Origin of the sequence: Pseudonocardia ailaonensis, assembly GCF_039531635.1 — a bacterium.
GTDB classification, from domain to species: domain Bacteria; phylum Actinomycetota; class Actinomycetes; order Mycobacteriales; family Pseudonocardiaceae; genus Pseudonocardia; species Pseudonocardia ailaonensis.
Map to the genome: position 1 here is coordinate 447,780 of NZ_BAAAQK010000003.1, position 15,433 is coordinate 463,212.

Sequence of the window (15,433 nt, forward strand, 5' to 3'; positions counted from 1 at the left end):
CCGGGTCGGCCCGGTGCCTACCGCAGCCAGAGCGTGCGGTCGACGTCGGCCGCCGAGGCCATGATCAGCGCCGGGTCGTCGAGCAGGGCGCCGACGGCCTCGGCGCGGTCCCGCAGCACGACGATCGGGCGGATCCCGAGGCGGACCGCGCGCCGGCCCCGGGCGACCCGTTCCGCGGCGCCGTCGTCGGTGAGCTCGAGGACCGCATCCACCCGGGCCTCCGGCGCGGTGCGGCCGAGCAACGCGACCAGGCGCGGGTCCACGAACCCCACCTCCCCCGTCGCCAGATGCTCTCCGCCGGACGGATGCCGGGCGAGCTCGGCCAGCGCCGCGTCCACCCGCACGGTCCCGAACCGGACCCGGTGCCGTTGGTCCGCCGCGGGCTCGGCCGCCGACAGCGCGAGCGCCCGCCGCACCGCACCGGCCGAGGCGTGCGGCACGGCCCGTCGCAACGCCGCGACCACGCCGGCGACCTGCGCCGCCGCGGCGGACGTTCCGCTCGACAGGCGCCCGCCGACGGGCACCTCGACCCCCTGCGTGACGACGTCGGGCCCCACGCATCCACCGTCCTCGCCGTGGGCACTGCCCGAGAACGCCGCCACCCGGCCGTCCGCCCGGCTCGCCCCCACCGACAGGACCTCGGGGTAGCAGCCCGGCGCGCACGCGGCGCCCGCCCCGCCGTTGCCGATCGGCGCGACCATCACGACGTCCCGTTCGACGAGCGCCCGCACCGCCGACCGCAGCGCCGGCGTCCGCGACGGCAGGCCCAGCGGCAGGCAGACCACCCCCACGCCACACGCCGCCAGCCAGTCCAGCCCCAGCAGGATGCGGGCGACGATGTTGCCGTCCTCGATCACCGACGCCGAGCACAGCACGGCGTCCGGGGCCGCACCGATGATCAGCTCCGCCGTGACGGTGCCGTGCCCGTGCGGGTCCGACGGCACCGTGTCCCGGCTGTCGAGCCCGTCCCGGTCGACCGTCCGGAACCGCTCGACCCGGCTCGCCAGGGCGGGATCGACGCCCGTGTCGAGATGCCCGACCCGGACGGCCTCAGTAGAGGGCATCCTGGCCGGTCCGGACGGCGTAGACGATGCCCTCGCCGAGATGCCCGAGGGCGTCGACCGCCAGCAGCCCGACCAGCGAGATGCCCTCCGTGGCCTCGACGACCTGGTCGATCCCGAGCACCTGGGCGACGGCCGGGACCCCGTCGATCATGTTGCCGAGGGCCTTGAGCCGACGGGCCTGCGGCGTCTCCGCCCAGGCGAGGTACTGCTGGTCCTCGTCGGACAGGTTCGTGGTCCCGGTGCGCAGGTAGCGGGCCTTGCCGTCGTCGGCGGCGGCGAGCACACCCATGAGCACGATCGTGCCCGCGCCGCCGAGGGCGACGAAGACCCGGTACACGCCGCCGGCCATCGCCAGCCCCCTGGTCTCGCCGCGGGCCTTCTTCCCGGCGATCATCCCGATCCCGACCGCGACGTCGATGAACCACAGCGGGAACTGGTAGGTCCAGATCACCCAGCTCCAGAACGACGGGGCCTCCCTCGGGTCGTCGCGTCGCGTGAGGTCGAGCGGGGCGGTGTCGTCGGTGGGCTCCTCCCCGGCGAGCATCTGCCGGGCCCTGCGCTTCTCGGCCCACGAGACCGGGTTCGCCCCGACCATGCACAGCAGGCCGGTCAGGCTGTTCAGGGCGAGGAAGGTCACCGCCGGGTCGCCGGCGGGGGCACCCGCGAGGGGCGGGCCGTCGCCACCACCGAAGGTGTCCAGCTCGCGGTCACCGTCCTCGCCGCCCTGCCGCTCCGACTCGTGGCTCGTGTAGCTGTAGGCGTCCGACGCCGTCGAGGTCACCGAGGCGAAGATCTGCCCCGTCGCGTAGAGCACACCCGTGTTGCGGCCCAGGCCGTCCATCTGTGTGAGCTCGACCGGGGCCCCGTCGGCGAACGGGCGGGCGTGGAACATCGACCGGTACAGCATCGTCATCGGGGCCCCGACCGCCAGGCACGTCAGGCTCAGCACGGTGAGCTGCTTCCCACCGGTGATGCCCTCGTAGAAGTCGGAGAGGAACGGCAGGTCCAGAGGCTGCTGGGCGACCTTCGCCAGCCCGTCGACGACGGCGGCGACCAGGTCGAGGACGGCGTCGGCGACAGCCCCGACGATCCTGATCCCGATCAGGGCGATGCCCTTGACGAGCTCCAGCAGCGCGCCGATCAGGTGCTCGGGCGTGTGCTCGGACCCGCTGACGGCGAGCTGCAGGTAGCGCAGTGCGTCGCCGAACGCGGCGACGGCGGGGTCGTCCGCGTCGCCGAGAGCGTCCTCGAGGAGCGCCAGGACCGCACCACCCGGTCCCTCGCCGGTTCCGCCGGTCCCACCGCTCGCGAACGCCGTGGCGAAGGACAGGGCGGGCGGCCCGCCGACGACCTGGCCCAGCAGCCACTCCAGGGTCTCGACCGCTGCCGAATGTCCCGCGACCGGCCCGTGCTGCGGGGCGAGCGCGTCGATCCCGAGCCGGTCGAGGGCGGAGTCGATGCCGTCCTCGACGGTCGTGGCCAGGGAGGCGAAGAAGCCGTCGGCCTCCGTCCGCAGCCGCGCCGGGAACACCTTGAGCCCGCCGAAGGCCGACACCAGCAGGTCCTCCAGCCCGTCGTGCGTGGCGATCACGTCGGTCCGCCAGCCGACCCGGTCCAGCAGCCAGCCGACCGCGTCCCCCAACGCCACCCCGGCCTTGTGCAGCAGCCAGCCGAGCGCCTCGCCGAGCACCCCAGTGTGGTCGATCACCCACTGCACCGCCTCCTTGCCGGCGGCCACGGTGACGACGAGCAGCTGCCCGGCACCCTTCACCACGTCCGTCGCGACGCCGGCCACTCCCCTCACGAGGTCCGTCCCGAGGTGCTCGCCGCCCTGCAGCAGGTCCTTCCCGGCGCTCAGCAGGTCGCCGTGGACCAGGTCCTCGCCCACGTGGTCGACGGTCTCGACCACGTCCTTCGCGACGTGCTCCACGGTCTCGACGATGTCGTGCGCCACCGCCGTCACCGTGTGGACCACGATCGCCTCGGCCTTGTGGAACCACTCCGCGATGCCGTCGAAGAGGCCCTGCCCGACCGGCAGCTCCAGCCGGCGGGCGTTCGCGGTGTGGGCACGAACCTGCGCGGCCGTCAGCGGCGTGTACGACACGCCGCCGGTGAAGTCGAGGCGGAAGTGCGGGTGCTCCATGTTCGCCGGGTGCACGGCCCGGTCGTGGTGCACGCCGTGCGGGGTGTCGTTGTAGGTGTGCTGGACCGAGCTCGCGACGTTGACCAGGCTGCGTTGCAGGGCGTCGGCCTGCTCGGCGTCGAGGTGGGGTACTCCGAGTGCGGTCCGCGCCGCGAAGAGGTCGCCCGGCTTCAGTGCGACGACCTTCTTGTGCGTCTCGACGTCGGGCATCAGGACGTGCCGCTGCGCGGCCGTCATGAGGTTGGTGCGCAGGTAGATCTGCGGGCAGCTCAGCGAGGTGGCCGCCGTGGCGATCGAGATCCGGGACAGGCGCGAGGGCCGGACCCGCACCGGGCGGACCCCGTCGACGACGTGGGCGACGCCGTCGATCTCCAGCGTCACCTCCTCCGACGCCCAGACGTCGGCGTACACGGCGGCCCTCGGCACGCTCACCGAGGTGCGGTACACGGGCCGCTCGGTGACGACCTTGGTGACCGGGTCGACCTCCGGGGCCGCGGTGAGCACGGACCGGCTCGTGATCGGCTGCCGGTGCCGCCAGGGCTCGGGCCCGCCCGCCGCCGACGCGATCTCGCGACCGGAGACCGTCCGGGAGTACAGGTCGACGACGATGTCCACGCCACGGGACGTGTCGCGCAGGGTCACGGTCCAGTCGTCGCGGCCGGTCTCGTCGTACACGAACTCGGCGGGCGCCCGCGGGGTGTCCTCGACCCACGAGTTCCAGCCGACCTGGCGCAGCCGCCCCGTCCACGTCCCGTCGCTGCCGAGCTCGACCCGCCTCAGCAGCCAGCCGTTCAGGTGCGAGCGGGTGTCGAGGACGCGGCCCCCGGTGCACACGCCCGTGACCAGGTCGAACTCGACCGGGTCGGCGCCCGGCCGCGCACCGCGCAGGTGGATCACGTCACGGGTGCGGCCCACCTCCTCCAGCACCCGGTCGCCCGCCGCCCAGTGGCGGCGGCCGGTCTGGTGGAACGTCACCCCTGGCAGACCGTCGGCCGAGCCCGTCAGGATCCAGTTCACCCGCCGGCCGTCGGCCGCACCGACGGTGGTCACCTCGTCGGACCCGACGATCCGGTACTGCTCCCCGCGGGGCCCGGTTCCCACGGTGAGGTACACGATCCCGGTGTGCAGATCCAGCTGCAGCCCGACGTCACGGCTGCGGTCCAGCAGGTACACCGACCAGTCGTCGCGGGCGGTCTCGTGGAACTCGAAGCGGTCCGGTCCGGCGGTGCGGCTGTCCTCGACCCACGTCGCCGGCCCGGTCTGGCGGAACGTGCCGGCCCAGTGCCGCGTCGACGTCCCGAACTCGACGCGGTTGACGAGCCGACCGGTCACCCCGCCGGTCGCCTCGACGACCCGGCCGAGGACGTTCTCGGCGCCGCCGTCGGTCCGGTAGCGGACCTCCTCACGGTGCAGGTCGAGCTGCACGTTCGCCCGGCGGGCGGGATCGCGCAGGTAGATCGACCAGTCGTCACGCCGGGACTCGGGATAGCGGGCCCGCACGTTGCCGTCGGGATAGCACTCCAGCCACTCCGCCGGGCCGGCCTGGATGTAGTAGCCGCCCCCGACGGTCACCAGGTTGGTCAGCCGACCGTTCGGCCTGGCCGAGACCTCGGTGATCGCATAGAGGGCGCGGGCCGTCCCACCGGACTCGGAGTAGGTGACCAGCCCGAGCTGCAGGTCGAGCTCGAGCGTGACCCTGCGGGAACGGTCGTAGAGGGTGATCGCCGACTTCGCCCGGCGCACCTCGGTGAACGTGAACAGGTCCCGGGCGCCGTCGAGGCCGTCCTCGTGCCAGACGTGCCGAGCCACCTGCCGATAGGTGCCGAGAGGGTGACCGTCCCCACGGTCACCGAACTCGACGACGTGGACGTCGGGCAGCGGGGCGTCGAAGCGCACGGCGCTCCTTCCGGCAGGACGCCCCGCGGTCGGGGGACCGCGACGATCGTCGCGCACGGACTCGCCACCGGACGAAACGTCGTTACTGCCCGTGTCGTCAGGACAGCAGCGCGTCGATCTGGCCCATGGCCAGCCGCATGCCGTCCTCCATCCCCATGGCCATCAGCTGCTCCATGGCCTCGAGCGAGCCGAAGGTGCCGACGGTCGTCATCCGCGTCCCCCCGTCCAGGGGCTCGAGGGTCACGACGGTCCGGGTGGTCGGCATGTCGGCCGGCTCGCCGTCGGGCCCGGCGAAGCCGTCCTCGAACTCCAGCCGGTGCGGGGCGTCGACGGCGAGGAAGCGCCACCAGCCGCCGTGCTTCTCCCCCTCCGGACCGGTCATGTAGTAGGCGGCCCGGCCCCCCGGCGCCACGTCGAGCTCGACGTGGCGCCGGGTAGGTCGGCGGCCCCCACCAGCGCTCGAGCTTGCGCGGGTCCTCCCACACCTGCCAGACCTTGTCGACGGGCGCGGCGAACTCCGCCACGAACGTCAACGTCAGGTTCTCGGGGTCCTTCTGTGTGCTCACCACGGTCATGACTCCTCCTTCAGCAGGTCCTCGATGGTGCGGGCGCGGCGGCGCCAGATCCGTTCGTAGGCGTCGAGCGCCTCCGACGCCCTCCGCAGCGTGTCCGGGTTCCCGTGCACGAGCTGCTCCCTCCCGCGTCGTTCCTTGGTGACGAGTGCGGCGCGTTCGAGCACCGCCACGTGCTTCTGCACCGCGGCGAAGCTCATCGCGTAGCGCCCGGCCAGCTCGGAGATCGACCGGGGCTCGTCCAGCACCCGGCCGAGGATGTCGCGCCGGGTCGCGTCCGCGAAGGCGTGGAACAGCCGGTCGAGCTCCTCGTCCCCCAGCTGTTCTACAACCATGAGGTTGTACGTTAGGGCAGGCAGCGCCGAAGCACAACCGTTCGGTGTCAGATCAGGCGGCGCGGACGACGTCCGCGAAGAGCGCGTGCACCCGGCCGTCGCCGGTCAGCTCCGGATGGAAGGACGTGGCCAGGACGTTCCCCTGCCGGACCGCGACGATCCGGCCCGACGCCTGGGCGGCCTCCTCGGGCACCGCGGCCAGCACCTCGACGTCCGAGCCGACCTTCTCCACCCAGGGCGCCCGGATGAAGACCGCCCGCACCGAGCCGATCCCGGTGAAGTCCAGGTCCGTCTCGAAGGAGTCGACCTGGCGTCCGAACGCGTTCCGGCGCACCACCACGTCCAGCCCGCCGAGCTGGCGCTGGTCCGGCCGGCCGTCGAGCACCTCGCCGGCCAGCAGGATCATCCCGGCGCAGGAGCCGTAGGCGGGCAGCCCGTCCGCGAGCCGTTCGCGCAGCGGCTCGAGCAGCTCGAAGATCTCCAGCAGCTTGCTCATCGTGGTCGACTCGCCGCCCGGGAGGACCAGCCCGTCGACGGCCGCGAGCTCGCTCGCCCGCCGGACCGGCACCGCCGCGACCCCCGCGGCGGTGAGCGCCGCGAGATGCTCCCGGACATCGCCCTGCAGAGCCAGCACACCGACGGTCGGGGACGCGTTCACCACGCTCACCAGCGTAGACGGTGACCCACGCCACCCCACCGTCCCCGCGCCCCCCACCCAGCCCCACGCGAGTCGGCACTCCTCGTCGCCCGAAACGCACGCCCACGACGTCGTCACCGTCACATACGGCCTACGAGAAGTGCCGACTCGCGGGGTTACAGGCCTGCGGTGACCTCGCCCGCCGCGGCGCCCTGTTCGGCGGCGTGGCGGACCGCGTCGGCGACGGCCGGGACGACGGCCTGGTCGAACACGCTGGGGATGATGAAGCTGGCGTTCGGCTCGGCGACCGCGTCCGCGATCGCCGCCGACGCCGCGAGCAGCATGCGGTCGGTGATGTCGTGGGCCTGCGCGTCGAGCAGGCCGCGGAACACGCCCGGGAAGGCCAGCACGTTGTTGATCTGGTTCGGGTAGTCCGAGCGGCCCGTGGCGACGACGGCGGCGTGCTGCATCGCGACCGCGGGATCGATCTCCGGGTCCGGGTTGGCCAGCGAGAAGATGATCGCGTCGTCCGCCATCGTGGCGGCCTCCGCGGCGCCGAACAGGTTGGGCGCCGAGACGCCGATGAACACGTCCGCACCCACCAGCGCGTCGGCGAGCGAGCCCCGCCTGCCGGTGGCGTTCGTCTGCGCGGCGATGGACTGCAGGTTCTCGTCCAGCCCGGGACGGTCGGCGTGGACGATGCCGTCGATGTCGACCGCGACCACGTCGCCGGGCTTCTCGGACTGCAGGAGCCGGATGATCGCCGAGCCCGCCGCGCCGACCCCGCACACCACCACCGAGCACTCCGACAGCGACTTCCCGACCACCCGCAGCGCGTTGCGCAGCGCCGCCAGCACCACGACCGCGGTGCCGTGCTGGTCGTCGTGGAAGACCGGGATGTCGAGCATCTCGCGCAGCCGGCGCTCGATCTCGAAGCAGCGCGGCGCGGCGATGTCCTCCAGGTTGATCCCGCCGTAGGCCGGGGCGATCAGCTGGACCGTGCGGATGATCTCCTCGGTGTCCTGCGTGTCGAGCGCGACCGGCCAGGCGTCGACGTTCGCGAAGCGCTTGAACAGCGCCGCCTTGCCCTCCATGACCGGCATCGACGCGGCCGCGCCGAGGTTGCCCAGGCCGAGCACCGCCGATCCGTCCGTGACGACGGCGACGGTGTTGCGCTTGATCGTGAGCCGCCGGGCGTCCGACGGGTTGGCGGCGATGGCCTGGCAGACCCGGGCGACGCCGGGGGTGTAGGCGCGGGAGAGGTCGTCGCGGTTGCGCAGCGCGACCTTCGACTGGACCTCCAGCTTGCCGCCGAGGTGGATCAGGAAGGTGCGGTCGGAGACCTTGCGGACGGTCACGCCCGGCACCGCGCCGAGCGCGGCGGTGATCTCGTCGGCATGATCGGAGTTCAGCGCGTTGCAGGAGATGTCGACGACGATCGACGCGGAACGGGACTCGACGACGTCGAACGCCGTGACGACCCCGCCGACGTTGCCGACCGCGACGGCCAGATCCCCCGCGGCACTCGCGGAGGCAGGCGCCTCGACGCGGACGGTGATGGCATATCCGGGACCGGGAATGGGCACGGCACGGACCCTACTCACGGGGGTGCTGTAGGCCCGCTCACGTCCGTCCCCGAATTGGGCGTCCCTTGAGGGGTTGTGCCCACCCGACCCGGGGAGTCCAATCGATGTGACCGGCGGCACACCGGCGTGCCGCCCGGGCGATGCGGAGGTGCGGCGATGACCGTCAGATCGGACAGGAGAACGGCCGGCGGGACCGGGACCGGCACCGATCCCGCGCGGATCCGCAACGTGGCCCTCGTCGGGCCGTCCGGCTCGGGGAAGACGACGCTGGTCGAGGCCCTGCTCGCGCACACGGGCGTGATCCCCCGGCAGGGCAGCGTGCTCGACGGCACCACGGTGTGCGACCACGATCCCGCCGCCGTCCGCCAGCACCGCTCGGTGACGCTGTCGGTCGCCCCGCTCCGGCACTCCGACACCAAGATCAACCTGATCGACACGCCCGGCTACGGCGACTTCGTCGGGGAGCTGCGCGCCGGCCTGCGGGCCGCGGACGCCGCGCTCTTCGTGGTCCCCGCCACCGCCGGTGACGAGAGCGGCATCGACCCCGCCACGATCGCGCTGTGGGACGAGTGCGCCGCCGTGGGGATGCCCCGCGCGGTCGTCGTCGCCCGCTGCGACCAGGCCCGCGCCGACGTCGAGGCCACCCAGCTCGCGTGCCGGGACGCCTTCGGCTCCGGGGTCGCCGCGCTCTACCTCCCCGCCGGTGACGGCCTGTACGGCCTGCTCAGCCAGGGTCCCGGCGTTCCCCCGCCCGGCGCCGACGACGCCCGCGCCGCCCTCCTCGAGGGGATCATCGAGCAGTCCGAGGACGAGTCGCTCATGGAGCGCTACCTCGAGGGCGAGGAGATCGCCGTCGAGACCCTCATCGACGACCTCGAGACCGCGGTCGCGCGCGGCGCGTTCCATCCGGTCGTGCCGGTGTGCGCGGCGAGCGGCACCGGGCTCGACGCGCTGCTGGAACTGCTGGTCGGCGGCTTCCCGTCGCCACTGGAGCATCCCCTCCCCTTCGTCTCGGGTATCGACGGCAGCGACCACGAGCAGCTCGGCGCGGACCCGGAGGGGCCCCTGGCCGCGGAGGTCGTGCGCACCTCGGCGGATGCCTACGTCGGCCGGGTCTCGCTCGTGCGGGTGTTCTCCGGGACGCTGCGCGCGGACACGTCGATCCACGTCAGCGGGCACGTGCCGGCACCGCGGTCGTCACCCGAGAACGCCGGCCACGACACCGACGAGCGCCTCGCACACCTCTACGTCCCGCTCGGCGCGACCCTCCAGGAGGTCGACGAGTGCGGCGCCGGGGACATCTGCGCGCTCACCAAGCTCAGCGGCGCCGAGACCGGCGACACGGTGTCCGACGCGGCCCATCCCTTGCTGCTGCGGGCCTGGGACCTGCCCGAGCCGCTGCTGCCGATCGCCGTCGTGGCCCACGACCGCAGCGACGAGGACACCCTCGCCCGCTCGCTGGCCAAGCTGGTCGCCGCCGATCCCGGGCTCTGCCTGGAGCGCAGCGCCGAGACCCACCAGACCGTGCTGTGGACGACGGGTGAGGCGCACGCGGACGTCGTCCTCTCCCGGTTGCGGGACGCCGGCGCGAACGTCGACACCGAGGAGGTCCGGGTGCCGATGCGGGTCACCCTCGACCACGGGGCCAAGGTGACCGGGCGGCACGTGAAGCAGTCCGGCGGGCACGGCCAGTTCGCGGTGTGCCACGTGGAGTTCGAGCCGCTGCCGCCGGGTTCGGGTTTCGAGTTCCGGTCCGCGGTGGTCGGCGGCTCGGTGCCGACGCAGTACGTCCCGAGCGTGGAGAAGGGCATCCGCGCGCAGCTCGAACGCGGTCTGCCGGTCGAGGGCGAGTCCCATCCGGTGGTCGACGTGCGGGCGACGCTCGTGGACGGCAAGGCGCACAGTGTGGACTCGTCGGATGCGGCCTTCCAGACCGCGGGCGCGCTGGCGCTGCGGCAGGCGGCCGAGGAGTGCGGGGTGCGGCTGCTGGAACAGGTCGACGAGGTCGGTGTGTCGATCCTGGACGATCATCTCGGCACCGTGCTGGGCGACCTGTCGGCGCGGCGCGGCCGGGTGCTCGGTACCGATCCGGATCCGTCGGGACGGGCGGGGCGGAGCGTGGTGCGGGCGGAGGTGCCGGCCGCGGAGCTGCTGCGGTACGCGATCGAGCTGCGGGCGATGACGGCCGGGACGGCGACGTTCACCCGGGCCTTCGCGCGGTATGCGGAGCGATAGCGACCCTCGGCGGAGAGCGGTAGCGACCCTCGGCGGAGGGCGATGGCCGACCGTCGCGGGCGGTGCCCGCACAGGGTGCGGGGCACCGCCCGCAGCGGTTCGTGGCGACCCGTCACGCACGCGGGGAGCGGCCGAACGGGTGCTGCCGTTGCGGGGAGCGGACGGCTGCAGCGATGCTCTCGGTGACCGTCTGACCGGGTCAACGAGCCGAACGTCACGGCCTCGTGCTGTAACGGAAGATGACGCTGCAACGATCTCTTTTCGGTCACGCCGTTTCTGAGAGTCTTGTTCGGCCGATCGGCCCTCAGCTCTCGACCGACCGGCGCTCCGCCTCGTGCGCGACCATCCGCGCGGTCACGCCGAAGACCAGATCGTGGGCCGGCTTCTGGGTGAACCAGTAGACCCGTCCGCCGAGCCCGCGCGGACGGAACGTGACGTGCTGGCGGTACGTGCTGCGGTGCGGCCCCCGCGGCTCCACGGTCAGCCGCATCCGCACGACCCCCGGCATCCGCGTCTCCGCGCGCAGCCGTAGCTCCCGCCCCGGCTCGACGCCCTCGATGCGCCACCAGTCCAGCGCCTCCCCCACGGCGAGCCGCTCCGGGCGGCTGCGCCGCAGGCCGACGCCGCCGAGCCAGCCGTCGATCGTCTGGCGGGCCGCCCAGACTCCCGGGATCGTGCGCCAGCCCTGCGCGCCGCCGAGCCCGGACACGACCTCCCACAGCACCTCGACGGGGGCGTCCACCTCCTCGACGTGCTCGCCGACGAGCTCCGGCGGCCCCGCGCCCTCGGGATCGGTGCCGGCCGGACCGGCCGCGCCGTCCTCCGCGAGGGCGCGCCGCAGCGCCTCGGCGTACGGCGCCGGGCCACCGGGCGGGGCCCCGACCAACGCCGGGAGGGCGTCGAGGTCCTCGCCGACCAGGTCGTAGGCCATGGACTCGAGCAGCGGCCGGGCCAGTGCCCGGTCCACGGGCGTGAGCGCGTCGATCGCCCGGGCGCCGAGGCGCGGGGCGACCACCGGGACCGGCACGGTCAGTGCCCGGCGCAGCCCGGCCGCCCGCGCGTAGCCGCGCAGCAGGTCGACGTAGGTGGGGGCGTCCGGTCCGCCGACGTCGAAGGTCCTCGACACGTCCGGCGGCAGCCGCAGGCAGGCCGTCAGCCAGTGGACCACGTCGTCGACCGCGATCGGGCGGATCCGGTTCCACGCCTGGTCCGGCAAGGGCAGCACGAGCGGGCCGCCGAAGACCGACTCCGCCAGGTGCCGGATCATCTCGAAGCTCGCCGACCCGCGGCCGACGACGATCCCGGCCTGGAGCACCGCGACGGGCACCGGCCCGGCCAGCAGGATCTCCCCCACCTCGCGCCGCGACCCCAGGTGCGCGGAGTTCGCCTCGCCCGGCGGCTGGAGCCCCCCGAGGTAGACGATCCGCCGCGCACCGGCACGGGCCGCCGCGTCCGCCACGGCGCGGGCCGCCACGCGGTCCCGCTCCTCGAAACCCGGGCCGTCCATCGAGTGGACCAGGTGGAACACGGCGTCGACGTCGGCGAACGCGGCGTCCAGCGGCCCGGACAGGTCGCCGGTGACCGGCTCGACGCGGTCCGCGAACCCGGTCCGGGCGAGCTTCTGCGGCGAGCGCACGAGGCAGCGCACCTCGTGGCCCTCGGCGAGCAGCCGAGGCACCAGCCGGGTGCCGACGTAGCCGGTCGCACCGATCACCAGACATCGCACCCGCCGATCGTCGCGCCTGCGGCCGGTCCCCGCGCGCCGGGGCCGGTCCACACGATCGGGTGGGCCCCGGGATACGTCCGGAGGGCCACGTCTTGGTCACACACCCCCATGGGGTATGTCTGATCCATGCGCTCTCCGCGATTCGTCCTCGGCGTCCTCTCCGGTGCCGCTGTCCTGTCCCTCGCGGTCGCCGGCTGCGGCTCCACCCCGGAGGCGCCGGCCGCGGCCCCCGCCCGGGCCGCGAACGTCGACGCCGTCTTTGCGACGACCGGCACCGCGATCACCTACCTGCCCGACCTGGTCCCGGCCGGGGCGAGGGCGACCGTCACGTCGTCGACCACGGGTCCGAGCTCGACGGTCACGCTGAAGGTGAGCGGCCTCGTCCCGAACCGGACCTACGGCTCGCACGCCCACCAGAAGGCGTGCGGCCCCACCGCCGCGGACTCGGGCGCGCATTTCCAGCACACGAAGGACCCGGTCAGCCCGAGCGTCGACCCGGCCTACGCCAACGCCACCAACGAGGTCTGGCTGGACTTCACCACGGACGCCGCCGGCGCCGCCTCCGTCACCGCCACCCAGGCGCAGTGGGCCTTCACCGACCAGGCCGCCCCCCAGTCCGTCGTGGTGCACGCGAAGCCCACCGCCACCGAGCCGGGCAAGGCGGGCACCGCGGGCGACCGCGCCGCCTGCATCACCGTCCAGTTCTGACCGCCCGGACCCGCGAGTCGCGCCGCCACAACCCGCGAGTCGGCACATTCGGGAGGCCGAAACACACATCTGCGACGTCGTCGGCGTGAGTCTCGGCCTCCAAGCCCTGCCGACTGCGGGCTCCGCCCGCGTGCCGACTCGCGGGTTCCGGGTCAGGCGATGCGGTGGGTGGCCGTGACGGCGACGAGCTCGCTGGTGTGGCTCCCCGCGACGCCCACGTCGGCGGGGCGCGGGGAGAAGCCGGGGAGGCCGGTCAGGCCGTCGGAGCCGTCCGTCACGCGGAGCTGCAGAGGGCCGGGGGCGGACAGTTCCAGGCGCAGCTCGATCCCTTCCGGGGGCGGCGCGTGGAAGAGCAGGTCGAGGCGGCCGTCGCGGACCGGGACCGGCGTGCCGGTCGTCGGGCCGGCGCTGACGGTGGCCGAGCGGACCGTCGCCCCTTCCGAACGCAGCGCGACGAGCCGGTCGGCGCGCTGCGGGGTCACGCGGACTGTCACCGTGGTCCCGGTGGTCTGCGCCCTGACGGCGGCGGGCGGGAGGGCGGCGACCTGCGCCGGGCCCGTCGCGTACTCCCCCTCGAAGCCCGGGATGCCGTCGAGCTGCTCCCGACCGCCGACGTACTGCGCCGTCCAGGGGTCCGGAGTGGACTCGGCGCTGACCCAGCGGGCCGTGCCGACGTCCGCGTCGAGCAGGTACATGAGCTGGCTCGGGGCGGGATCGGCGGCGGTGAAGACGTTGCGCGCCTGGCCGATCCCACCCAGGACGAGTGCGACGACGAGCGGCACCACGGGCAGCAGCCGGGTCCACCGGGTGTGCGGCAGCCACTCCAGCACGGGCACCAGCGCGAGGCCCAGGAGCACCAGGACGACGGCGGGGACGGCCGCGACCGTCAGGCCGAGGGCGGGGAAGAACAGCACCGCCGTGGGCACCAGGACGATCACCGCGACGACCGCGGCGAGCACCCGGGCGACCTGCTCGGCGACGCCCCACCCGACGTCCTGCCCGACGCCCCGCCCGACGCCCTGCGCGCCGTCCGCCTCGACATCCTGTGCTCCCGCTCGCCCACCGCTCGGGCCGCCCTCACGCCCGAGGAACAGCAGCGCCAGCCCGCCGGCCAGCGCCGGGACCGCCGTCAGGTACGAGCCGCCGGGGGCCAGCGCCGCCAGCCCCACCCCGAGCAGCGCGAGCCACACCAGCCCGCCCAGTGCCAGGCCCACGCCCCCGATCCGCGTGCGCAGCAGGCAGTACCAGGCCGTGACGACCGCGGCGACCAGGCACACGACCGCCGCCCGGTACAGCGACGGATGCCACGGGTCGTCCATCGCCGCCATCCCGGGCCGCAGCGCCACCAGCAGCCGCCAGCCCAGCTGGGCGAGCAGCGGCGCGACGACCAGCGGGACCAGCGCCGCCGCCGTCCCGGCCAGGAAGCGCGGCACGCTCGTCCGCCCGCGCCGGCGCGCCACCAGGACCGCCGCGGCCACGGCCACCACAGCGAGGATCGCCAGCGGCCACACCAGCTGGCCGGGGTAGCGCAGGAGCCACCCGAAGACCGGGAAGTATGTCGCGTCCCCGGAGTACGCCCGGACCTGCGCGAGGTCCGCCGCCCCGAACGCCGCGACCAGGGCCGTGGTGTTGTCCAGGTGCATCTGCAGCGAGCCCAGGTTCATCCGCCCCGGGGTGTCCTGCGGGCCGTGGTAGGCCGCCGAGCCGTCGATGTAGGCGGAGTTCAGGCCCACGAACCGGCCGGCGTCCCGGAACGGGCTGAAGTCCGTGTCGTTCGGGAGGATCCGGTAGACCTCGACGGCGAAGCTGGTCGCCACCGGGTGCGGGGCCGCGGCGGCGAAGGTGCGCACCACGTTCGCGTTGCCGGCCGTCGTCTCGAACATGATCGCGGGGCCCGAGGTGCCGCGGGCCTCGACGTTCAGCACCACCCCGCCGTCCGCCGCCAGCGGATCCGCGGCCACGAACGCCTCCGCGCCGCAGAGGCAGGCCTCCTCCCCCTCCGTCGCGAGCAGGACGACGTCGTTGCGCGGCGGATGGGCCTTCAGCTGCCGGGCGGTCTCGAGCAGCGACGCGACGCCCGCGCCGTCGTCGTTGGCGCCCGGTCCGGACTGGACGGAGTCGTAGTGCGCCACCACGAACACCCGGCCGGCGGCGGGAACGGCCGCGGTCCCCGGGACGAGCGTGACGATGTTGCGCACCCGGGCCGCCGCGGCGGTCCCGCCCGACAGCGAGCCCTTGTTGACGCCGATCGTGTCCTCGACGCGGGGAGCGAACCCGATGCCGCGCAGCGTGTCCACCAGGTAGCCACGCACGGCGTCGTTCGCCGCGGAGCCGACGACGTGGGGGCGGGCACCGAGACGCTCGACGTCGGTGAACGCCCGGGCGGCGGACGGTCCCGGTGCGGCCGGGTCGGTCTGCGGGCCCGGCGGCTGCACGGTCAGGATCGCGAACACCACGGAGACGGCGACGGCGGCGAGGCCCGCGACGGCGGCGAAGGGACGCACGCGGGCAGTCTGGCCCCTGCCCCGCCG

Annotated in this window: 10 protein-coding genes; 2 read left to right on the forward strand and 8 right to left on the reverse strand. The window is 74.1% G+C overall.

The genetic code is table 11. From position 1 onward, the window contains the following. Positions 1–17 precede the first annotated feature (17 nt). The 6 genes from ABD324_RS04855 to ABD324_RS04880 form a co-directional block, all read right to left on the reverse strand. Positions 18–1,064: a S8 family serine peptidase gene (locus ABD324_RS04855; protein ID WP_344412749.1), complete on the reverse strand. Its 1,047-nt coding sequence runs from the start codon at positions 1,062–1,064 to the stop codon at positions 18–20. Further along, positions 1,051–5,103: an RHS repeat domain-containing protein gene (locus tag ABD324_RS04860; RefSeq protein ID WP_344412751.1), complete on the reverse strand. Its 4,053-nt coding sequence runs from the start codon at positions 5,101–5,103 to the stop codon at positions 1,051–1,053. Before ABD324_RS04860 ends, ABD324_RS04855 begins: the two co-directional genes overlap by 14 nt. Positions 5,104–5,200: 97 nt before the next feature. Further along, a complete protein-coding gene (locus ABD324_RS04865) occupies positions 5,201–5,515 on the reverse strand; it encodes an SRPBCC family protein (RefSeq protein ID WP_344412753.1) in 315 nt (104 codons plus the stop codon). A 159-nt stretch (positions 5,516–5,674) separates the two neighbouring features. Further along, complete coding sequence (locus tag ABD324_RS04870; protein ID WP_344412755.1) at positions 5,675–6,010, reverse strand: ArsR/SmtB family transcription factor; 336 nt, start codon at positions 6,008–6,010, stop codon at positions 5,675–5,677. A 52-nt stretch (positions 6,011–6,062) separates the two neighbouring features. Next, on the reverse strand, positions 6,063–6,668 hold the full coding sequence (gene pdxT, locus ABD324_RS04875; protein ID WP_344413431.1) for a pyridoxal 5'-phosphate synthase glutaminase subunit PdxT: 606 nt from the start codon (positions 6,666–6,668) through the stop codon (positions 6,063–6,065). Between the two features lie 155 nt (positions 6,669–6,823). Next, the gene (locus ABD324_RS04880; protein WP_344412757.1) at positions 6,824–8,233 is read right to left on the reverse strand and encodes an NAD-dependent malic enzyme; all 1,410 of its coding nucleotides are present in this window, start codon (positions 8,231–8,233) and stop codon (positions 6,824–6,826) included. Positions 8,234–8,389: 156 nt separating this feature from the next. Here ABD324_RS04880 and ABD324_RS04885 point away from each other — a divergent pair, with 156 nt between their 5' ends. Continuing rightward, positions 8,390–10,468, forward strand: a complete 2,079-nt coding sequence (locus ABD324_RS04885; RefSeq protein WP_344412759.1) for an elongation factor G-like protein EF-G2 — start codon at positions 8,390–8,392, stop codon at positions 10,466–10,468. A gap of 304 nt (positions 10,469–10,772) precedes the next feature. Here the strand turns inward: ABD324_RS04885 and ABD324_RS04890 are convergent, their stop codons facing one another. After that, positions 10,773–12,182, reverse strand: coding sequence for a DUF2867 domain-containing protein (locus ABD324_RS04890; protein ID WP_344412761.1), 1,410 nt, complete (start codon positions 12,180–12,182; stop codon positions 10,773–10,775). A gap of 138 nt (positions 12,183–12,320) precedes the next feature. On the opposite strand from ABD324_RS04890, the gene ABD324_RS04895 reads away from it, so the two are divergent. Then, complete coding sequence (locus tag ABD324_RS04895; RefSeq protein WP_344412763.1) at positions 12,321–12,902, forward strand: superoxide dismutase family protein; 582 nt, start codon at positions 12,321–12,323, stop codon at positions 12,900–12,902. 152 nt (positions 12,903–13,054) lie between these two features. Here the strand turns inward: ABD324_RS04895 and ABD324_RS04900 are convergent, their stop codons facing one another. Then, positions 13,055–15,406: a M20/M25/M40 family metallo-hydrolase gene (locus ABD324_RS04900; RefSeq protein WP_344412765.1), complete on the reverse strand. Its 2,352-nt coding sequence runs from the start codon at positions 15,404–15,406 to the stop codon at positions 13,055–13,057. Positions 15,407–15,433 lie beyond the last annotated feature (27 nt).